At 42.1% G+C, this 20,194-nt stretch carries 18 protein-coding genes, 1 rRNA gene and 1 pseudogene; all 20 read right to left on the bottom strand.

All coding sequences use genetic code 11. From position 1 onward, the window contains the following. Positions 1-130 (bottom strand): 16S ribosomal RNA (locus C6344_RS18520); the annotation flags it as partial. A 341-nt stretch (positions 131-471) separates the two neighbouring features. Continuing rightward, positions 472-1,971, bottom strand: coding sequence for a lysine--tRNA ligase (gene lysS, locus C6344_RS18515; RefSeq protein WP_106071960.1), 1,500 nt, complete (start codon positions 1,969-1,971; stop codon positions 472-474). 90 nt (positions 1,972-2,061) lie between these two features. Next, positions 2,062-3,063 carry a tRNA dihydrouridine synthase DusB gene (dusB, locus tag C6344_RS18510; protein WP_034665771.1) on the bottom strand — a complete coding sequence of 334 codons (1,002 nt, stop codon included), beginning with the start codon at positions 3,061-3,063 and terminating at the stop codon, positions 2,062-2,064. Beyond that, positions 3,056-3,289 (bottom strand): helix-turn-helix domain-containing protein, encoded by a 234-nt coding sequence (locus tag C6344_RS18505; RefSeq protein WP_106071959.1) that lies wholly within the window; start codon positions 3,287-3,289, stop codon positions 3,056-3,058. Before C6344_RS18505 ends, dusB begins: the two co-directional genes overlap by 8 nt. Next, positions 3,241-3,744 (bottom strand): 2-amino-4-hydroxy-6-hydroxymethyldihydropteridine diphosphokinase, encoded by a 504-nt coding sequence (gene folK, locus C6344_RS18500; protein ID WP_060595371.1) that lies wholly within the window; start codon positions 3,742-3,744, stop codon positions 3,241-3,243. The genes C6344_RS18505 and folK overlap by 49 nt, the downstream gene beginning before the upstream one ends. Beyond that, complete coding sequence (gene folB, locus C6344_RS18495) at positions 3,741-4,103, bottom strand: dihydroneopterin aldolase (RefSeq protein WP_034665765.1); 363 nt, start codon at positions 4,101-4,103, stop codon at positions 3,741-3,743. The genes folK and folB overlap by 4 nt, the downstream gene beginning before the upstream one ends. Continuing rightward, positions 4,096-4,953 carry a dihydropteroate synthase gene (folP, locus tag C6344_RS18490; protein ID WP_106071958.1) on the bottom strand — a complete coding sequence of 286 codons (858 nt, stop codon included), beginning with the start codon at positions 4,951-4,953 and terminating at the stop codon, positions 4,096-4,098. Before folP ends, folB begins: the two co-directional genes overlap by 8 nt. 9 nt (positions 4,954-4,962) lie before the next feature. Continuing rightward, positions 4,963-5,811 carry an aminodeoxychorismate lyase gene (pabC, locus tag C6344_RS18485; protein WP_060595369.1) on the bottom strand — a complete coding sequence of 283 codons (849 nt, stop codon included), beginning with the start codon at positions 5,809-5,811 and terminating at the stop codon, positions 4,963-4,965. Beyond that, positions 5,808-6,401 (bottom strand): aminodeoxychorismate/anthranilate synthase component II, encoded by a 594-nt coding sequence (pabA, locus tag C6344_RS18480; RefSeq protein ID WP_060595368.1) that lies wholly within the window; start codon positions 6,399-6,401, stop codon positions 5,808-5,810. Before pabA ends, pabC begins: the two co-directional genes overlap by 4 nt. 13 nt (positions 6,402-6,414) lie before the next feature. Continuing rightward, positions 6,415-7,833, bottom strand: coding sequence for an aminodeoxychorismate synthase, component I (pabB, locus tag C6344_RS18475; RefSeq protein ID WP_060595367.1), 1,419 nt, complete (start codon positions 7,831-7,833; stop codon positions 6,415-6,417). Positions 7,834-7,957: 124 nt separating this feature from the next. Continuing rightward, on the bottom strand, positions 7,958-8,881 hold the full coding sequence (cysK, locus tag C6344_RS18470; RefSeq protein WP_060595366.1) for a cysteine synthase A: 924 nt from the start codon (positions 8,879-8,881) through the stop codon (positions 7,958-7,960). Between the two features lie 77 nt (positions 8,882-8,958). Beyond that, the gene (locus C6344_RS18465) at positions 8,959-9,867 is read right to left on the bottom strand and encodes a peptidyl-prolyl cis-trans isomerase (protein WP_034665753.1); all 909 of its coding nucleotides are present in this window, start codon (positions 9,865-9,867) and stop codon (positions 8,959-8,961) included. A gap of 46 nt (positions 9,868-9,913) precedes the next feature. Continuing rightward, complete coding sequence (hslO, locus tag C6344_RS18460) at positions 9,914-10,789, bottom strand: Hsp33 family molecular chaperone HslO (RefSeq protein ID WP_060595365.1); 876 nt, start codon at positions 10,787-10,789, stop codon at positions 9,914-9,916. Between the two features lie 15 nt (positions 10,790-10,804). Next, positions 10,805-11,581: a type III pantothenate kinase gene (locus tag C6344_RS18455; protein WP_060595364.1), complete on the bottom strand. Its 777-nt coding sequence runs from the start codon at positions 11,579-11,581 to the stop codon at positions 10,805-10,807. Between the two features lie 162 nt (positions 11,582-11,743). Then, positions 11,744-13,645, bottom strand: a complete 1,902-nt coding sequence (gene ftsH / locus C6344_RS18450) for an ATP-dependent zinc metalloprotease FtsH (RefSeq protein ID WP_060595363.1) — start codon at positions 13,643-13,645, stop codon at positions 11,744-11,746. Between the two features lie 95 nt (positions 13,646-13,740). Next, positions 13,741-14,280: a hypoxanthine phosphoribosyltransferase gene (gene hpt, locus C6344_RS18445; RefSeq protein ID WP_003217950.1), complete on the bottom strand. Its 540-nt coding sequence runs from the start codon at positions 14,278-14,280 to the stop codon at positions 13,741-13,743. Next, positions 14,277-15,699, bottom strand: a pseudogene (gene tilS / locus C6344_RS18440) (tRNA lysidine(34) synthetase TilS). Before tilS ends, hpt begins: the two are co-directional and overlap by 4 nt. A gap of 96 nt (positions 15,700-15,795) precedes the next feature. Continuing rightward, a complete protein-coding gene (locus C6344_RS18435) occupies positions 15,796-16,803 on the bottom strand; it encodes a protein kinase domain-containing protein (protein WP_106073176.1) in 1,008 nt (335 codons plus the stop codon). Further along, on the bottom strand, positions 16,787-17,524 hold the full coding sequence (locus C6344_RS18430; protein WP_066031448.1) for a vWA domain-containing protein: 738 nt from the start codon (positions 17,522-17,524) through the stop codon (positions 16,787-16,789). Before C6344_RS18430 ends, C6344_RS18435 begins: the two co-directional genes overlap by 17 nt. A 77-nt stretch (positions 17,525-17,601) precedes the next feature. Beyond that, positions 17,602-20,085 (bottom strand): stage II sporulation protein E, encoded by a 2,484-nt coding sequence (spoIIE, locus tag C6344_RS18425; protein ID WP_034665738.1) that lies wholly within the window; start codon positions 20,083-20,085, stop codon positions 17,602-17,604. Between the last annotated feature and the right edge of the window lie 109 nt (positions 20,086-20,194).

The raw sequence follows: 20,194 nt of genomic DNA, 5'->3' as shown, positions 1-20,194 counted from the left end.
AGGTTACCCACGTGTTACTCACCCGTCCGCCGCTAACATCCGGGAGCAAGCTCCCTTCTGTCCGCTCGACTTGCATGTATTAGGCACGCCGCCAGCGTTCGTCCTGAGCCAGGATCAAACTCTCCGAAAAAGTACAAAACCGAAGTTTTGTTTTTCGCCAGTTTGACTGACTACCTATGATGTTTCATAGGATTTTTTTATAAAAACTCGAATTAACAGGTACGTTTTGTCTTGTTTAGTTTTCAAAGATCATTTTCATTATCGCTCGTAAGCGACTTTAATATCTTAACATTTCGCATCGGTTAAAGTCAAGAACTTTTTTCAATTTCTTTTTTAACCTCGTTGCTGTTTTGCGGCAACGAATAATAATATACCATCTTGATTCTTTCCTTGCAATAGTTTTTTTAAAAAAAGTTTCATTTTATGAAAAATAAAAAGCGCCATAGTTAAAATGGCGCTTTGATTGATGTATTAACGGTTTCTCATTTGTGGGAAAAGCAGTACATCTCTGATTGATGGAGAATTTGTTAATAGCATGATTAACCGGTCGATACCGATTCCTAGTCCGCCTGTTGGAGGCATACCATATTCTAATGCTTCAACAAAATCGTCATCCATTAGATGCGCTTCGTCATTCCCTTCTTCACGTTCTTTTAATTGAGCTTCGAATCGTTCTCTTTGATCGATTGGATCGTTTAGCTCTGTGAATGCATTAGCATGCTCGCGGCGTACGATAAATAGTTCAAAGCGATCAGTGAAGCGAGGGTCTTCAGGATTTTTCTTAGCTAATGGAGAAATCTCCACTGGGTGTCCGTAAATAAATGTAGGCTGAACCAATGTTTCTTCTACTTTTTGCTCGAAGAACTCATTGATGATATGACCTACTGTCATGTTTTTCGTGATTTCAATTCCGTGATCAGCGGCATGCTGCTTCGCTTCTTCTACAGACATCTCCTGCCAAAAGTCCACACCAGTTGCTTCTTTGACCGCTTCAACCATATGGAGTCTCTTCCATTCAGGCTTGAGATCAATTTCATCTTCTCCATATTGAATAGTGGTTGTTCCTAGTACCTCTTCGGCAATATGAGCAATCAGGTTTTCAGTTAGGTTCATGATGTCTTTGTAATCTGCGTAAGCTTCGTACAGCTCGATCATAGTGAATTCTGGGTTATGACGAGTTGATACACCTTCGTTACGGAATACACGGCCAATCTCGTATACTTTCTCTAGGCCACCGACAATCAGGCGTTTTAAGTGCAGTTCAATCGCAATACGCATATAAAGCGGCATATCCAGTGCATTGTGATGAGTAATGAAAGGACGTGCTGATGCACCACCAGGGATGCTGTGCATTGTTGGTGTTTCAACTTCTAGGTACCCTTTAGAATCTAAGTATCTTCTCATGGATTGAATAATCTTGCTTCGCATGATGAACGTCTGCTTACTTTCTGGATTTACAATCAGGTCAAGGTAGCGCTGACGATAACGTTGTTCAACATCTTTGAGTCCATGATATTTATCAGGAAGCGGGCGAAGTGCTTTTGTGAGAACCTCAAAGCTAGTCGCTTTAATTGAAAGTTCTCCAACGTTCGTTTTAAATACCATTCCTGTTACACCGATGATATCGCCTAGGTCTGAGCTTTTGAATAACTCGTAAGCTTCTTCTCCTACACTATCTTTACGAACGTATATTTGAATTTGTCCTTCTAAGTCTTGTATATGCGCAAAGCCAGCTTTCCCTTTTCCTCGCTTTGTCATCATACGTCCAGCGATTGTCACTTGGGTAGACTTTTCTTCTAAGTCTTCTTTAGAAAACTCATCATATTCTGCGATAATTTGTGCGGATTGATGAGAGCGGTCATATCGTTCGCCGAATGGATCGATACCCTCTTCTCTCATTTTATTCATTTTGTCACGTCTGACCTGGAATTGGTCATTTAATTCTTCGTTATTAAGCCCTTCATTACTCATTTATATCACTCCAATAATGTATTTTGCAGAGAAAAGCAGAAAAACTGCCAGTACATGCACTAGCAGTGAGCTACAAAAAGAAAGATAGTCTTATCCTACTTTTATACTTTGAAGCTCTTTTGCCTCGGCTTCGATCGTAAAGTCATCAAGAACTTGTACCAGCTCCGCTCTCGTTTCACTTTGATTGATTTGATTTCTTACGTCCGCATTGCCTCGGACACCTTTTAAGTACCATGCTGCGTGCTTTCTCATTTCTCTGACAGCCACGTGTTCGCCTTTTAGGTCAATGAGTCTGTCTAAGTGAAGTTTGCACACTGACATCTTCTCACGTACATTTGGCTCTTCTTTTAGTTCACCCGTTTCTAAATAATGAACCGTTCGATAGATCATCCACGGGTTTCCTAGTGCGGCTCTTCCGATCATGACAGCATCTACACCTGTTTCATCAAGCATACGTTTTGCATCTTGAGGGGTTTTGACATCTCCATTGCCGATGACAGGGATGGAAACAGATTGTTTGACCTCTTTTATAATATCCCAATTCGCTGTTCCTTCGTACATCTGCACACGTGTCCGTCCGTGAAGCGCAACCGCTTGTCCACCTGCTCGTTCAACAGCACGGGCATTGTCGATAGCGAAGATATGATCTTCGTCCCAGCCCATTCTCATTTTCACCGTAACAGGTTTATCTACAGCATCTACAACAGCAGAGACCATTTCATAAATCTTGTTTGGATCAAGCAGCCATTTCGCTCCTGCATCACATTTCGTAATCTTCGGTACAGGACAGCCCATGTTAATATCAATAATGTCCGCTGTTGTGTTCTGGTCTACAAACTTTGCTGCTTCAACGAGTGTGTCTTTTTCACCTCCAAATATCTGAAGGCTCAAAGGTTTTTCACGTTCATCAATGTATAGCATACCCATTGTTCTTGCATTGTTGATCAGGATCGCTTTGTCACTGACCATTTCAGCGCAGACTAAACCCGCTCCAAACTCTTTAACTGTCAGTCTGAAGGCAGAGTTGCACACACCAGCCATAGGCGCGAGCACCACTTTGTTTTTAATGTCGATATCTCCGATTTTAAACATCATTTCCACTCCTTCCTTCTTCAAGAATTGGCGAAAGTTCTTCCACCGTTATATTTAAAGCATCTGCTATTTGACCAACCAATTGGTTTGTTGGTAATCGATTGCCTCGCTCAATTTCTCCTAAGACAGAGACAGAGATGCCTAGTCTTTTCGCGAACCCTTCCTGAGTATACCCTTTTAGCTTTCGGTATGCACGAATTCTTCTACCCCACATGTCTTTTTCCATATACTTACACCTTCTTGGTCTGTTACGGCATTTATTTGTACTTCGCCGATTTCTGGGCAAATCTCACTCATCGGAACAAGAACGAATAAACGTTCGTACATTCTAGGATGTGGTACTACAAGCTGTTCTGTTTCAATATTTTCACGATTATAAAGTAAAATGTCAAGGTCAGCCGTTCGCGGTCCCCATCTCACTTCTCTTGTTCTGCCTAACTCTTGCTCGATTTTCTGAGTAAGTACCAGTAGTTCATTTGGACGAAGCGAAGTGGAAATTTTCACAGCCATATTTAAAAAGTCATCTTGGTTTTCGTAACCTACAGGTGTTGTTTCATATATAGAGGAGATCAATTCTACTTGAACCTCTGGATGTTCGTGCAGTTTTTTGACAGCTTCTTTTAAATAGGTTTCCTTTTTACCTATGTTCGAACCTAAAGCGATGTATGCGGTATTGTTCATGTGCGTGATCTCGTCATTTCAATTGCAACGGACTGATAGTGTCCTGGAATTGGCGGATCTGGTTTGATTACCTTTACTGTACATTCCTGAACTGTCGGAAAGTCCTTTAACACTTGGTTCGCAATTCTTTCTGTCAGTGTTTCAACGAGGTTGACTGATTCACCTTCTACAATGCTTTTGCAGATTTGGTAGAGCTCTGCATAATTAATGGTCTCATTGAGGTCATCAGTTTGTCCGGCTTTACTTAAATCAAGTGAAGCTGTTAAATCCACACGGAATCGCTGTCCTAATTTATTTTCTTCTGCAAATACGCCATGATAGCCGTAAAATTCCATTCCATTTACATATACTTTATCGATGATAAGCGCCTCCCTTATTCAACATGGCATCCATCATTTTTGCCATTCTTGCGATTTCTTTTACATCATGTACACGAACCATCGCACTGCCTTTTTGAATCCCAAGGCAGACCGTGGCTCCCGTTCCTTCAGTACGTTCTTCCGGCGGCAGGTCTAAGACAGCTCCGATGAATCGCTTTCGAGATGTAGCTAAGAGCAGTGGATACCCAAGGTGACAAAAATGTTCGAGCTCATTCAAGACCATGAGATTGTCCTCTTTATTTTTCGCAAATCCTACACCTGGGTCTAATATGATCATGTCATCACGGACACCCGCTTGTTTTGCAATTTGAACACTTTCTTTCAAATCTGCGATCATATCTGAAATCAGATGTGTGTAGTTTCGCTCTGGCCGATTGTGCATTAAAATAATCGGCACATTGTGCTTCGCTGCCACATGCGCCATTTGAGGATCTGCCTTCGCTCCCCATACATCATTAATGATGGAAGCTCCAGCTTTCACCGCTTCATCTGCAACATGGGCTTTATACGTATCAATGGAAATCGGTACATCCAATTGTTTTGTGATCTTTTCAATGACGGGAATCACTCTTGAAAGCTCCTCTTGTTCTGAGACAAATGCCGCTCCTGGGCGAGTCGATTCTCCGCCTATATCAATGATATGTGCCCCGTCCTCTATCAGCTGGGCTGCATGAGCCAGCGCTTTATCCACTTGATTAAACTTTCCTCCATCTGAAAAAGAGTCAGGTGTGACATTTAAAATGCCCATGACCAATGTCTTTTCTTCATAACTAAGGGTGTGGTGCTTGGCTTGTATGATTTTAGGCTGTTTTATCACTTGTTGTGTCATTGTGTCCACCTACTCTTTATAATCTAGACGTTCTTTTGTATATTGTGTTCTCAATTTTGTTGAGAAGATCCGGCTGTTTTGAGGAAAGGAGATTTCTCCTATACTTCTGAAAGGCACAATCCCTTGAACAGAGTTGGTCATCCATGCCTCATCAGCTGATAGCAATTGCGAGACTGGGTATCGCCCTACTTTTAGTGAAGCCCCCATAGCTTGAAGCGTTTCAATACAATATCGACGAGTGACTCCATTTAAAATGCCTGTATCAAGTGACGGTGTATAGATCACATCACCTTTTCGCCAAAATATATTGGAGGTAATTCCTTCTGCCACATCATTTTCTTTTGTTAAAAAGATGCCTTCTAACGACGCATCATTTCCCACTTCTCTTTTAGCCAGCAGGTTGTTCATATAATGATGAGACTTGAGGCGCCTTGGACCTTCCGGGGTATTTCTCCTCGTTTGAAGAATGACTCCCTGTTTCTCATCTAAAACAGATTCGGGCCGGAATGGAGAGATCATGACAAACACGACAGGCTCTTCATAAGGATCTGCAGAAAATCCATTGCCCCTGCCCGCAGAAACATTGAAGCGAATTCTCGCGTGTCCACCGGCTATTTCGTTTTTATTTAGTAAGGTATGAATGATGTCGAGTACAAATGGTTTCTCTATTGTGGATTCGATGCAAAGGTCACGCAATGATTGATTGAGCCTTTCAAGGTGCCAATCTAACAGAAAGACTTGTCCTGCCAGGCTGGTAAATGTTTCGAATACACCGATGCCATATAGAAAACCATGATCAAAAGGAGAAAGAGTCGCGTCTTTCTCCTCTATATACTGACCGTTCAGATAAATGATCATGCGTTTACTTCATGCCCCTTTTTACGATAGGTTTCAATGAAATTTTTAAGCATTTCTTTTCCGAAGGACGTCATAATCGATTCAGGATGAAACTGTACACTTTCAATCGGCAGCTCTTTATGGCGAATGGCCATGAGCTCACCTTCCTTTGTGCTGGCTGTTGCGTCAAAACACTCCGGCAGCGTCTCGTTTTTGACAATTAATGAATGATATCTCGTTGCGACAAGCGGATTTTGGAGTCCAGTGAAGACACCTTTTCCGTCATGAGCAATCTCTGACGTTTTACCATGCATTAAGCGTTCTGCACGAATGACATCCCCGCCAAAAACTTGCGCGATGGATTGATGACCTAGACACACACCGAAGATCGGAATACTTCCCGCAAAGTGCTTGATCGCCTCCATACTAATTCCCGCTTCATCTGGACTGCATGGCCCCGGGGAAATCATGAGAAAATCCGGCTTGAGTTCTTCGATTTCTTGAATGGTTACTTGATCATTCCGTTTCACGATCAATTCTTCTCCAAGCTCACCTAAATACTGGACCAAGTTGTACGTAAATGAATCATAATTATCAATCATTAATATCATGCTCTGCTCACCTCTAACTCAAAATAGTCTCTTCTTTGCTCAACTGTAATGCTTTTTTCACTGCATAGGCTTTTTTAATCGATTCTTTGTATTCGTGCTTTGGTACAGAATCGATGACGATCCCAGCACCCGACTGCATAAAGGCTTTGCCTTCAGTACAGTACGCCGTACGAATGACGATGTTAAAGTGCATATCTTGATTGAATCCAAACCAGCCTATAGATCCAGTATAAAGCCCACGCCTTGTCGGCTCAAGCTCTTCTATGATTTCCATTGTTCTCACCTTTGGAGCACCTGTAATTGTTCCGCCTGGGAATACAGCTCTCATGACATCTACTGCATCACAATCATCACGCAGTTCCCCTTGTACGTTGGATACAATGTGCATCACGTGTGAATATTTCTCAATCGCCATAAATTCGTTCACTTTTACTGAGCCATAAGTAGACACGCGTCCAAGGTCATTCCGCTCAAGATCCACGAGCATCACATGCTCTGCGCGTTCTTTTTCATTTTCAATGAGCTCTTTTGCCAGCGCTTGATCCTCAGCGTCGTCTTTGCCTCTTGATCTTGTACCCGCAATCGGTCTTGTTTCTAATTGATTCCCCTTTTTCTTAATAAGCAGCTCTGGAGATCCACAAACAATCTGGAAATCAGGCGTGTGCAGATAAGACATATACGGAGATGGATTGACTTGACGTAACGTTTTGAATAAATCATACGGATGTGTGTGGAGCTGTTCATCTTGTCTGATGGATAAATTCACTTGGAACACATCACCGCTTGCGATATATTGTTTAATTTTCTCTACTGCTTCTCCAAAGGTTTCTTCGGTAAACGGTGCTGCTGGTACAAATTCTGCAGAAGATTCATGAACAGGAGATTGCGCTGATTCTTCTGAAGAGCTTGTCCACTTTCGCTTCAAATCTTCGAGTCTTTGATGAGTGTCACTCACAGGTTCCGTTCCTTCTGTGTGAGTGATCAGCCACAGCACGTTTTCTTCATGATCAAAGACCGCAACATCATTAAATACGAGAAAATAAAGATCAGGTGTTTTCAGGTCATCAATGGACAGCATTTTAAAATGCTCGATATATCTTGCATAATCATAGCTTAAAAATCCAATCGCCCCGCCTTGAAAATCAGGATATTCCTCATTCATTTCGGTTTGAAGGGTTTGGAACCAATCCGTAAACGCTCTGAATGGATCGCCTTCTTTGAACAGCACCTCATCTTGATAATGGATGGTTGTCATCCCGTCTTTCCCCTTCGCTTTAGCAACCGGGTCAATGCCAGCAATGCTGTATGAACCGCCGCGAGCACTTTCAAGAAGAACATGGTGTGTTTCGCCAGCAGTTAATTGTTCGTATCTTTTCAGGAAAGCATCTTTCGTAAAAGGAATTTTGATGCCCATCGGCCTGCGTTGTGTCATGTTATCATCCTTTTTCATTTTCATTAATCTTATTGTAATGCAATCCAATTTATTTAGAAAATAGTATTTGCTTTCCATCTACAGATTTCATAAAAAAACCCCAGCAAATGCTGGGGTAATTGGTTTAATCGAATTGATAAAGAGGTGTACTGAGATAACGCTCCCCATTACTTGGGATGATTGCCAGAACCTTTTTCCCTTTACCAAGCTTCTTCGCTGTTTGAAGTGCTGCGTAAATAGCTGCTCCTGAAGAAATACCGCCAAGGATCCCTTCCTCTTTCGCTGCTTTTCTTGCAAGCTCAAATGCATCTTCGTTTTTCACTTGGATAATACCGTCATATACTTCCGTGTTCAAGATTGAAGGGATAAAACCTGCTCCTATCCCTTGGATTTTATGCGGGCCTGGCTTTCCGCCTGATAATACAGGAGAATCTGTCGGCTCTACCGCATAAAGCTGAATCGATGGGATGGCTTCTTTTAGGATTTCACCAGCACCCGTAATCGTGCCGCCCGTACCAACACCTGCAATAAATGCATCAAGCTCGCCGTCAAACTGTTCAAGAATTTCTTTTCCTGTAGTACGACGGTGAATCTCCGCATTGGCTTCGTTGCTAAATTGCTGAGGCATGAAGTAACCATGCTCTTCTGCCAATTCTTCTGCCTTTTTAATGGCACCTTTCATTCCTTCTGCACCTGGTGTTAATACAAGCTCTGCACCATAAGCGCGTAAAAGGTTGCGGCGCTCCTGACTCATTGTGTCTGGCATCACTAGAATTGCGTTAATTCCTTTAGCTGCCGCTACCATCGCAAGACCGATCCCTGTGTTTCCGCTTGTTGGTTCAATGAGCGTGTCGCCGGCTTTTAAAGTACCTTTCGCTTCAGCATCTTCGATCATCGCTAACGCAATACGATCTTTTACACTGCTGCCCGGGTTCATATATTCAAGTTTCAAGTAGACATCCGCACTGTCTTCATCTACTAAACGGTTTAATTTAACGACTGGTGTATTTCCTATTAGTTCAAAAACTGAATTTGCAATACGAGCCATCACTAACACCTCTATCTCCGAGTAATTTTATTGTATTAATATTAAATTATCAATTTCAAAAAATTTTGTCAATGCTTTTAGTCCTGCTCGCCATCGTAAAACCATGTGACTTTTGCTTCTTTCCACAGGGTTTTGACATTCGCCTTTTCACCTAGGTCTTCCATGGCAATCTGCCTTTTGATCTGATCTTTGACTTCTTCATAAGAGAAGGAGCGGCCATCTAATTTTTCTTTTAGTTGAATAATGGCATACCCGTTTTTGGTCTCGATCGGTTCTTTTGTCCATTCGTCTGGCTGAAGCTTTTGAGCTTCCTGTATGTATAGGGCTGGTATACTTTCTTGTTCTTCTGTCACAAACCCAAGATCTCCGCCATATGGAGAGGTGTAGCGGTCAATGGAGCGTTCAGCTGCCACCGCTTCGAAGCTAGATCCGCCTTTCAGATCCTTCAATACATTTTCAGCTTCGCCTTTTGTCTTCACGACGATATGACGAATACGGTATGAATCATCATATTGATATAAGTCCTTGTTTTTTTCATAAAAGGATTTCGCTTCTTTTTCAGAAACGACAGCATCTCTCGTTAAAAGCTGCTCTAATAAAATTTGATAACGAATCTGTTCTTTCCATTCCTTTTCACTCGTATGTCCATCTTCGTAGAAATTATTAGATACCGCTTTAAGCATGAGCAATTCACGATTGATCTCTTTTGAAGACACCTCAAGCTTGTTTTCTTTCGCAAGCTGATTGACCACCTTCTGATTAATCATTTGCTCAAGTGTTGCCTTGCCATAGCGGTCTTCCATCTTCTTTAACCATTCTTGACGCGTCACCTTCTCTTTTCCAATCGACGCAATTTCTTCACCGCTCTTCCCATTTGAAGAAGCCTGTGACATTTGCGACTTTGTTAATACATATGCAATGACAACGGCATTGATCATAAGCAACACGAGGATAAATGTCCATACCACTCTTGCTTTTAGTCTCATTTTTCGTCTCCTTTCCATTCTAAAAAGAAAACCCGCTGCTTAGAGCTTAGCGGGTTATTTCTTCACGTAGCTCTTCTAGCTCTTCTTTTGTAAATACATACGTTTCGTTACAAAAATGGCATTGAGCTTCTGCTTGTCCGTCTTGTTCAATCATGTCGTCAATTTCGGCTTTCCCTAGGCTGATAATGCCATTAGCAAAACGTTCTTTTGAGCAGTTACAAGAGAATTCGACAGGTACAGTTTCTAAAATTTGAGGTTTTTCTCCGAGTACTTCTTCTAAAATTTCTTCTGGTGTCATCCCTTTTTCAATGAGTTTAGAAATAGGTTCAATGGTTGAGAGCCGCTTTTCTAGTCTTTCGATGACAGCATCTTCTGTTCCAGGCAGCAATTGAATGATGAAACCGCCTGCTGCAAGGATCGAGTTATCTGGATTGACCAGAACCCCTACGCCTACAGAGGAAGGCACTTGCTCAGAAGAGACAAGATAATAAGTGAAGTCATCTCCAATTTCACCTGAGACGATCTCCGTTTGTCCTGTAAAGTGATCTTTCAGTCCGATATCTTTGACAACACTCAACGTTCCAGATGTCCCGACTGCACGTCTGACATCCAGCTTGCCATGTTCATTTAAGTCAAAGTGGACTTGTGGGTTTGAGACATATCCGCGCACCTGACCTTTTGCGTTTCCATCAGCAATGATGGCACCGATTGGTCCACCGCCTTCAATTTTGACCGTTAGCTTATTTTCGCCTTTCAGCATAGCACCCATCATGACTGTAGCTGTCATTGTTCTGCCAATCGCTGCTGATGCTGTTGGCCATGTATGGTGCCTTCTTTGTGCTTCGTTGATTGTATCTGTTGTGTTTGCAGCATATGCTCGGACTTTTCCGTCATATGCTAACGCTTTAACTAAGTGATCCATTCGATTTTAAACCTCCTATAGTACACCGACACGATTACGTTCATAAATAAGTTGAAGTCCTTTTAATGTTAAGAACGGATCGACAATATCAATGCAGTCTGATTCATTTCCAATCAATGTTGACAAACCGCCTGTTGCAATGACTTTCGGTGTTTGTTTCGCTTGCTGCTTCATCCGTTTCACTATTCCCTCGACTTGCCCAACATATCCATAAAGGATGCCGGATTGCATCGCACTAATGGTGTTTTTTCCAACAATGTGATCTGGACGGACAATTTCAATTCTCGGCAGCTTCGCCGCTCTTGTATATAAAGCCTCTGTTGAGATGGTAATACCAGGTGCAATTGCCCCACCCATGTATTGTTTTTGTTCATTGATATAGCAGTAGGTTGTCGCTGTGCCAAAGTCTACCACAATGAGAGGTGCCCCATATAGGTGAATCGCCGCTACTGCATTCACAATTCGATCAGCCCCGACTTCCTTTGGATTGTCACACATAATGTTTAATCCAGTCTTCATTCCAGGCCCTACAATTTGGGGTGTTAAGTGAAAGTACTTCTCGCACATTCTTTCTAGTGCAAACATCATTGGCGGGACAACAGACGAGATGATAATTCCTTCTATTTGATCAAACATCAGCCCCACATAATCAAATAAAGACCTGATGGCCATACCAAATTCGTCTTCTGTTTTATGACGGCTTGTTTCAATTCGCCAATGGTAGTTTAGATCGCCGTTATGATAAACACCTAAAACGGTATTTGTGTTTCCTACATCTATCACGAGTAACAAGTTCATCACCACTTTGAATAGTTTCTCAAAAAGAGCATTTTTCGACTTTCTATCATACCATACACGAATTGAGTTCCATTTGTAAACAATTCGAAACCGATCCATTTAGGAATCGAAATAAAAAAAGCTGCCGGTGATCCCGGCAGCTTTCACAGAAGGAGATTAGATCTCCTCATCTTCTTTTTTCTTGATGTTCACTTTCACATCATCGTTTTTCTCTTCGTCATCTGCGTATACACGCTCTGGAAGCTTTCCAGTTTCGTAAAGAGATTTAATTTGCTCAGCATCTAATGTTTCAACTTCTAAAAGGGCCTGTGCGATGATTTCTAGCTTATCTTTGTTCTCAGTGAGAATTTGTTTCGCACGTTCGTAGCTGTCCTTGATGAAACGCTGAATTTCTTGGTCAATCTCGTAAGCAATGGCTTCACTATAATTCGGCTCGTTGTTAAAATCACGACCTAGGAACACTTGACCACCTTGTGCTTGACCGAACTGAAGTGGACCAAGCTTATCAGACATACCGAACTCAGTAACCATTTTTCTTGCAATGCCTGTTGCACGCTGGAAGTCGTTGTGAGCGCCTGTGCTTACTTCACCAAACGTAATTTCCTCTGCAACACGACCGCCGAGCAAGCCGACAATTTTATCAAGAAGCTCTGGCTTCGTTTGGAAATAACGGTCTTCTCTTGGAAGCATGACCGCATATCCGCCTGCCTGACCACGAGGAACGATCGTTACTTTATGCACCATGTCCGCTTCGTCTAGGATAAGTCCAATCACAGTATGACCTGCTTCATGGTAAGCCACGATATTACGTTCTTTCTTCGAAATGACGCGGCTTTTCTTCGCCGGTCCAGCGATGACACGGTCAGTCGCTTCGTCGATATCACGCATATCGATTTTCTTTTTGTTATGACGGGCAGCAACAAGTGCTGCTTCGTTTAGTAAGTTCTCAAGATCTGCTCCAGAGAACCCAGGTGTTCTGCTTGCAATGGCTTTCAAGTTCACTGTATCATCAAGCGGTTTGTTTTTCGCATGAACCTTCAGTACTTCTTCACGGCCAATGACATCTGGTCGGTCAACCGTAATTTGACGGTCAAAACGTCCCGGACGCAGCAATGCAGGATCTAGGATATCTGCACGGTTCGTCGCAGCAATGATAATAATACCTTCGTTCGCACTAAAACCATCCATTTCAACAAGAAGCTGGTTAAGCGTTTGTTCACGCTCGTCATGACCACCGCCAAGACCGGCTCCACGCTGACGACCCACTGCATCAATCTCATCAATAAAGATTAAGCAAGGTGCATTCTTTTTCGCATTTTCGAATAAATCACGTACACGTGATGCACCGACACCGACGAACATCTCGACGAAGTCAGAACCACTGATGCTGAAGAAAGGAACGCCTGCTTCTCCTGCAGATGCTCTCGCAAGCAATGTTTTACCTGTACCTGGAGGTCCTACTAGTAAAACCCCTTTAGGTATTCTTGCGCCAAGCTCCGCAAATTTACGTGGGTCCTTTAGGAATTCAACCACTTCTACAAGCTCTTGCTTTTCTTCATCTGCACCGGCAACATCTTTAAATTTCACACGTTTCTTCTCTTCTGTGTAAAGCTTCGCCTTACTCTTACCAAAGTTCATAACACGGCTTCCACCGCCCTGAGCTTGGTTCAATAAGAAGAAGAACAGGATAAAGATGATGATAAACGGAATGATGGTGGTCAGAACTTGCAGCCATCCATTTGTTTCAGGTGCTGGTTCTACTTTTACATCTGTATTCTTCAGTGCACTGTAAATCTGGTCAACACCTTGACCATCTGGAACATGGGTAATGAAGTATTGATCTTTCTTCGCGCCATCTAATTGACCACGAATTTCATAAACCCCTCTTACAGGCTGAATGGAGATACTCTCCACTTTTCCCGCACTTAGATTTTGCGAAAATTTGCTGTAAGACATGTTCTCAGGCTTTTGATTAGGGGATCCTAACCAACTGACTACCCCTATCACAAGTAATAAAATAAGTATATAAAAAATCGTATTACGAAAAACCCGATTCATTCCTTACCTCCTCCCACAGTAAGCACAACTATGTTCAATAGTATCATAGAAAATCATTCCAATACAACCAATAACCTCATGTATACGTATGCTGATTAGCCTTCGTAAACAGATGGTTTTAACACTCCAATATACGGGAGGTTTCGGTAACGTTCAGCGAAATCCAATCCATAGCCGACAACAAATGCATCTGGCACTTCAAATCCAACATAATCTGCTTTGATGTCTGCTTTACGACCGCTTGGTTTATCAAGCAATGTCACAATTTTTATGGAATTTGCTTTACGGTATCGGAAAAGCTCTACCAGATAGCTCAAAGTTAACCCACTGTCGATGATATCTTCCATAATTAAAATATCTCTTCCTTCAACAGAAGTATCTAGATCTTTAATGATCTTTACTTCTCCTGAAGATACGGTAGATTTTCCGTAGCTAGATACATCCATAAAATCAAGTTCTAAATATGTATCAATGTGTTTGATCAGGTCTGCCATGAATGGAAGAGCCCCTTTCAAAACACCAATAGCCAGGGGAAATTTACCATCATAATCGCTGGTTAATGTTGCACCCAGTTCCTTCACTTTTTGCTGGATCTCTTCTTCTGAGATCAAAACCTTTTCAATATCTTGTTTCATGCTTTTGCTTGCCCCCTACAAATTTTCATGCTGTCTATATTGTAATACAATGAGATCGCTGTTTGTCATATCAATTTCTTCAAAAACGGATTTTTTCAGACCTGGGATCCAGATGATTTGATGATCCGAGTCAGTGACGATCGGCCAGCTGTCTCTTTCTGCAAGAGGCACTTTTTTATCAATAAATATATCCTTCACCTTTTTTGATCCATTCATCCCTTTAAGTTTGATTCGATCACCATTTTTTCGTGAGCGAATGATCAAAGGGAGACGAACATGATCTTTTTGAAGCAAGAAAAAATGGTTTCCGTTCCGTGCATCCTTCGGAACATGATTTGATACCACGATAGACTGCCCATTCGGAAGGAAAAGCTCCTCTCCAAGCTCACCCTTTAAGTGAAGAGCATAAGACTGGTCTAGTACAAGCGATCGTTCAAAGGTAAACATACAGTAATCATAAGACTTGACAGCTTGTAAACCTTTTGGCAAATCTAATGATCCAGACGGTTGTTCGGTATGAGATAACCAGTCCAAAGTCCCTAGAATATGCTGGTTTGAAAACGCTGATTGAGTGTTTTCATAAAGATAGTTTAATATTAGTTGAATGCCTCTTCTTTGTAAAGGCAAAGGCAGGTCAAGCAAAGGCTTCGTTTTGATCTTAATTTGCTTAGGCGATTGATTCGTTATCACTTGGTTCATTTGTTCCTTTGTTAATGCCTGCAAGTATTGCTCATCCTCAGTCAGCATGTCACTTACAAACTGAAAGCTTTCATGTACATGAGGTGCCTCTTCTTTTAACACGGGAAGAATGTGTCTTCTTATCCGGTTTCTCAAGTAGTCATCAGTGTGATTGCTTTGATCAATGACATAGGGAATATGTTCTTTTTCACAAGCGGTCAGCACGTCGTCCTTGGAATATCCAATGAGCGGCCGAATCAGCCATCCATCTTGAAAAGGACGTTTTGCTTGGATACCGGCGAGTCCTATTCCAACAGTCCCTCTCGCAAGCCTCATCATCATTGTTTCTACTTGGTCGTCTCCATGATGTGCAAGCGCTATAAATTGAGCGTTGTATTGCTCCATCAATTGACGAAAGAAAGCATATCTGCACTCCCTTGCAGCTGCCTGTTTGTTTAAGTGGTTTTCTTTTGCATATTGGGTGACCTGTATGCGGGCCGATTCAAAAGGAATCTCTTGCTCCTTGCAGTAAGCCTCAACAAATGCCAAATCAGCAAAGGATTCTTCTCCTCTGAACATGTGATCTACATGGGCTGCAATCAGCTGATAGGAACCTTTTCGACGCTTGTTTAGTTCGTGCAGTAAGAGCATGGAATCTGGTCCGCCAGAAACCCCGACAATGACTGTCGTATTTTCAAGGTAAACATCATGTTTTTTCAAAAATGATTCAATTCTATTCACAACTTCCTCCTCACAAAGAGCAGGTAATTTAAAGATATACATATCCTATCACTTTCAGTAGCTCCAAGCAAAGATGAAGCCTGCTTTTTTACAGGTCTATAGCAGGAACAAAACCACATATGCACAGTAAAGAGCAAGTACACTGCAAACGATAAGAATAGTTTCAAAAAGCCCGCCTGATTTTTTACGTACTGGTGTTCTTTTTGCTGCTGCAACTCTTGATCGTGAAGTCACCTGTTGATTTTGGTGAACAGCGGGCTTTTGCCCGTTTTTTTGCGGCTGCTTCTTTTGACTCATTTTTCTTGAAGCGATCAGCTGTCCTTCTTTCAGCATCGCACTTTTCATATCCGCCGCTGATTGATATTTACCTTGTAGAGCAGCCTTTAACACCCTTTCATACCGCTTTAATAAAGGATGTCCTTCGATGGCTCTGTAAAGCTGCTTTTCCGGTTCTGCTCCTTTTTTGAATTCTTTCTTATACGCACAGTTCACCATCACCATGCTTAAGGCAAACAGATCATAAGATGGCTCTGCCTTTCTTGTGCCGAATCCCCAATAGCCTCGATCAAAAAACTCTGTATACTCCTTGATTGCCCTGCCTGCTTTTGTCGTTCCCCCTACATCAATGCACCGGATCGCGGCTGGGGGACCTGACACGATGAGATTATCTGGCTTCAAGTCACCAAAAATCCAGCCTTCCTGATGTAAATGAGCCAGGTTAGATAAAAGCTGAACCATTAAAACGACGATCCACTCATCACCTTTTTGTTTTACAAATTCAAGCAGTAACGGGCCTCTGACATACTCCATCACATAAAAGGAACGCTTTTGAAGCATACCGGGATAAATCGCATCATCCATATCATAAAAAGAAGGCCCCATGGTTTTCACAGGAGCCTTAGAAAAGGATTTTAATACATTGACTTCAGATGCAATGAGCATACTGTCATCACTCACTTTAAGGGCTACTTGACCATTTGGCGATTCGGCTAGATAGACAATACCGTTCGCCCCTTTTCCCAGCTCTTTTACAATGCGGTAATGATGGTGATGCCATTTCCCTTGAATCACCGTGCCTAACGGAATGTTAGAAGCCGAATTCATTATCATGCTCTTCCTTTGCTTCAAGCAGCCCTTTACGCGAACGAACTGATTTGAAATGCTGGAGTGCTTCTCGAAGCGCTGGTCCAGTTGGAGTAATTCCTCCCGTGGTCAGTTTCGGGAAAATAGATGATAACGAATCGAATCGAGGCGTCCAATTCAACACAATTTCAGCATCTGAGTTTTTCCCGGGAAATATACACATCCCAAACTGATTTTCACCAATCCTTGAATTTAAGCTAATAGAGAGATCGATGAGTGCTTCTTTAACGGTCGGCAGCTTCGGTTTCATACTTGCACTTGTATCAACAAGCACAAGTACTTGAAGATGAACCGTCTCTCCTAACTCATCGACTACTTCCATCACTTCCCCACGCTTATCAGGCGGAAGCTCTTCAATTTCAGTGTCTTTGCCAAGTATTTGCTGCAATTCTTTATTCACAACACCTTGTAAGGTTTGTGTCATCGCTTTTTTTGTGACCATTTGTACCGTTTGAGATAACTGCTGGACGTAGACAACCTGATGGATGCCTCCGCCTGCGAGGGCAATCCCCTCGACTTCTTTCATCGCTTCATGATCGTGTCTGTTTTCCTCCATAATGCCAATGACATTGACTGTAATCCCTTGTTCCCTTGCCAATGAGGCAATCGCAAGTGGATCTTCCCCGTGATTTGAGCAGCCATCTGTAATCAATAAGATTTGGTTTACGTGACCTTTTCGCATCTTCATTCCTCCTGGGATCGTAACTGAATGCTTTATATCCCCATCATCGCCAGAAGAAATTCATATTATACGATATTTTAAGAAATCTCTTGTTTCTCAAGATAGAATGTACCAGTCGGAATGGATGCCCATTTTGGTGTGTTGTGATCAAGCCTGATGACAACAACCGTCATATCGTCGTCAATTTGACCCGCTCTTGTTCGAATGACCTCTTCCATTAATAAATCAGCAATCTCTTGCGGATCTTCTGTTTTAAAGCTTTTCATTTTGCGCTTCACCCACAGATCATGATTTTCAATATGCTTTGGTCCTTCGAAAATGCCATCACTCATCATAATCAGCAGATCTCCTGCCTTCATCTGTTCACTCACTACCTCCACTTCAAATTCATCAATAATCCCAATTGGTAAGTTGCTCGCTTGTACCTTCATCACCTGATCACCCCGTTTAATAAAGCTGGGTGTTGAACCAATCTTGAGGAACTTACAGCTCGCATCCTGTAAATCAATAATTGATAAATCTAATGTAGAATAGATTTCATCCGTCGTTCGTAAAGATAAAATACTATTAATGGTTTTGATTGCCACTTTTTCATTGATACCTGACGCCAATATTTTTTCTAACAGCTTAATCGTTTCATTGCTTTCAAAATGAGCCCTTGCTCCATTGCCCATTCCATCACTAATAGCTGCGGCATATTTGCCCGCACCCAGCTCCATCATGCTGTAGCTATCCCCAGACACTAACCCTCCGCCTTTCGCTGCATGCGCTACGCCTGTAGCCACTCGATATGATTTTGCAGAGCCGAATACAACGTGGCAATAGCCTGTTGGGTGCTCTGCACACTGCTCTGCTTTGACTAAAATCTGTTCTTCTAAAATATCTGAGAGCATGGGAGCGATGATTTTTTCACATTCACCATGTCCTTGGCAATATGGGATTCTCATTTCAATATCGACATTCCCCTGCTCCAAGCTATAAATTTCTACTTGCTGAATTTCAATCCCAAAGTGCTGAAGTGCTTCTATCATCTGCTCTTCTTGAATAAAATGCTGTTCTCTTTCTCGTTTTATTTCCCGGGAAAAATCCTCCATCACTTGTGAGACCCCCATCAGCTGTTCAGCTACAAGTCGTCTGCTGTCTTGGACCTTTTTCTTCAGAGTCTGGTTGGCTTTATAGTAAGCGATCTCCTCTTCAATCAATTCCTCGACATGTTTTGATTTTGAGCAGTGCTGGCTAAATTTCTTCTTCAATTTTCGGTTATGCTCGTAGGTTTTTTCATCAGATTCATGCATAACTTGTTTCATCAGTTCATAGGTTGTATCAAAGTTCTGCACCCAGCATTTATTTTTCTTATAGCACGTTTGACAGGATCGTTCTGTGATCGTACTTAAAAAAAGATCTACATCCTCTTCCTGCTTCTTTTCTTCAGGAATGGATTCGTAAAATGTCGCAAAACTCTCAGACAGCGCATGAAATACATTAGAAAATTGGTCTACCTTTTTTGCAGTCACATCTCGTACTTTCCGGGCGTATTGCTGCTGTTCCTGTACATGCTCTACCGTACCAGGAATATATTTCGCTACCTTAGAGGTCACTGATTGTGGCGTGAGTAAGAAGAGCGCAACTGCAATAAGTGATTCATACAGCGTGGTCACGAGACCTGCTGATCCTTCTCCGTATAGGGAAATAAGTAAGGAACCCACAATTAAGCCAATGGCTGCGCCTGCTTTCTTCCCCTCTTTCAGCAATCCCCCTAATAAGCCTGAAAAGGCAAGAAGACTCATCTGATAAAGGTTTCCGATGTTAGCGAGACCGAGAATTAATCCTGTCACGACACCCACCGTACAACCAATACTGGCTCCTCCAATAAAGGCAAAGCTCAGCACTACATAACGTGACAAAATATGCTCTGCCTGCATCCCTTGAAATGTGATACCAGCCAGACCTGTTAAAACTGAGGCAATTAAAATCATAAAGCAAATAATTTCTTCAACCTTTAAGGAGTGTTTGATTTTCCTGACTGTAAAAATCGGCAGGCTTTGAAGGAAAATCAGTGTCAAAATGAAGGCAAGTCCTGCTTCAACACCCGCCATGACGTAATCGTAGCTTTGCACAGCACCTTGCTCTAGGTAAACAAATGCTCCTCGGGTGATCAGCATTGACAGCACAATGACAACCGGCAATGTTTTCACTGGGTCTTTGATGATGAAAGAAACCACCTTGGACATAAGGAGAAACACGATCAACGACGCAAACACAAACAATGCGTTTTGAGGTGATATCGTCATGGCTCCAGCGAGTAAAGCGAGACAAGCAAGCATGGCCTTATCTCTTTTGATAAGCAGCATGGAGCCGAAGAAAGGCAGAGCAAACGGCATAATTTCAGATAAAATAAAGGCTCGTCCTAATAAAAAACCAAGTACAACATAAATAAACCCTTTATAGAAAAAAAGAGAATGCGTGTGATGAAGAAACAAGTTTTTCATCTTTTTTAACCCTGCACTGATTCTTTCAAACCCCGCTCCTGTTAAATCAGTTCTTCTTTCTAGTTTTTCCATCTTTTCATCCCCCACCTGATATTCGTTGCTTGTCATTATAGCGAAGGTGAAAAAGAAATTTTGTCAAAAGAAGTTGTCGTTTCCATAAAACGTTCGACGCTTTATTCGT

This window comes from Bacillus sp. GBSW19 (assembly GCF_002998655.1).
Taxonomy (GTDB): Bacteria; Bacillota; Bacilli; order Bacillales; family Bacillaceae; genus Bacillus.
Note: the sequence above shows the minus strand (reverse complement) of the source record. Positions and strands in the feature narration are given on the sequence as shown.

Excerpts from the sequence above, each read along its gene's own strand:
- lysS (WP_106071960.1), bottom strand. The coding sequence starts at position 1,971 with ATGAGTAATGAAGGGCTTAATAACGAAGAATTAAATGACCAATTCCAG.
- dusB (WP_034665771.1), bottom strand. The coding sequence starts at position 3,063 with ATGTTTAAAATCGGAGATATCGACATTAAAAACAAAGTGGTGCTCGCG.
- C6344_RS18505 (WP_106071959.1), bottom strand. The coding sequence starts at position 3,289 with ATGGAAAAAGACATGTGGGGTAGAAGAATTCGTGCATACCGAAAGCTA.
- folK (WP_060595371.1), bottom strand. The coding sequence starts at position 3,744 with ATGAACAATACCGCATACATCGCTTTAGGTTCGAACATAGGTAAAAAG.
- folP (WP_106071958.1), bottom strand. The coding sequence starts at position 4,953 with ATGACACAACAAGTGATAAAACAGCCTAAAATCATACAAGCCAAGCAC.
- pabC (WP_060595369.1), bottom strand. The coding sequence starts at position 5,811 with ATGATCATTTATCTGAACGGTCAGTATATAGAGGAGAAAGACGCGACT.
- pabA (WP_060595368.1), bottom strand. The coding sequence starts at position 6,401 with ATGATATTAATGATTGATAATTATGATTCATTTACGTACAACTTGGTC.
- pabB (WP_060595367.1), bottom strand. The coding sequence starts at position 7,833 with ATGACACAACGCAGGCCGATGGGCATCAAAATTCCTTTTACGAAAGAT.
- cysK (WP_060595366.1), bottom strand. The coding sequence starts at position 8,881 with ATGGCTCGTATTGCAAATTCAGTTTTTGAACTAATAGGAAATACACCA.
- C6344_RS18465 (WP_034665753.1), bottom strand. The coding sequence starts at position 9,867 with ATGAGACTAAAAGCAAGAGTGGTATGGACATTTATCCTCGTGTTGCTT.
- hslO (WP_060595365.1), bottom strand. The coding sequence starts at position 10,789 with ATGGATCACTTAGTTAAAGCGTTAGCATATGACGGAAAAGTCCGAGCA.
- ftsH (WP_060595363.1), bottom strand. The coding sequence starts at position 13,645 with ATGAATCGGGTTTTTCGTAATACGATTTTTTATATACTTATTTTATTA.
- hpt (WP_003217950.1), bottom strand. The coding sequence starts at position 14,280 with ATGAAACAAGATATTGAAAAGGTTTTGATCTCAGAAGAAGAGATCCAG.
- C6344_RS18435 (WP_106073176.1), bottom strand. The coding sequence starts at position 16,803 with ATGAATTCGGCTTCTAACATTCCGTTAGGCACGGTGATTCAAGGGAAA.
- C6344_RS18430 (WP_066031448.1), bottom strand. The coding sequence starts at position 17,524 with ATGCGAAAAGGTCACGTAAACCAAATCTTATTGATTACAGATGGCTGC.
- spoIIE (WP_034665738.1), bottom strand. The coding sequence starts at position 20,085 with ATGGAAAAACTAGAAAGAAGAACTGATTTAACAGGAGCGGGGTTTGAA.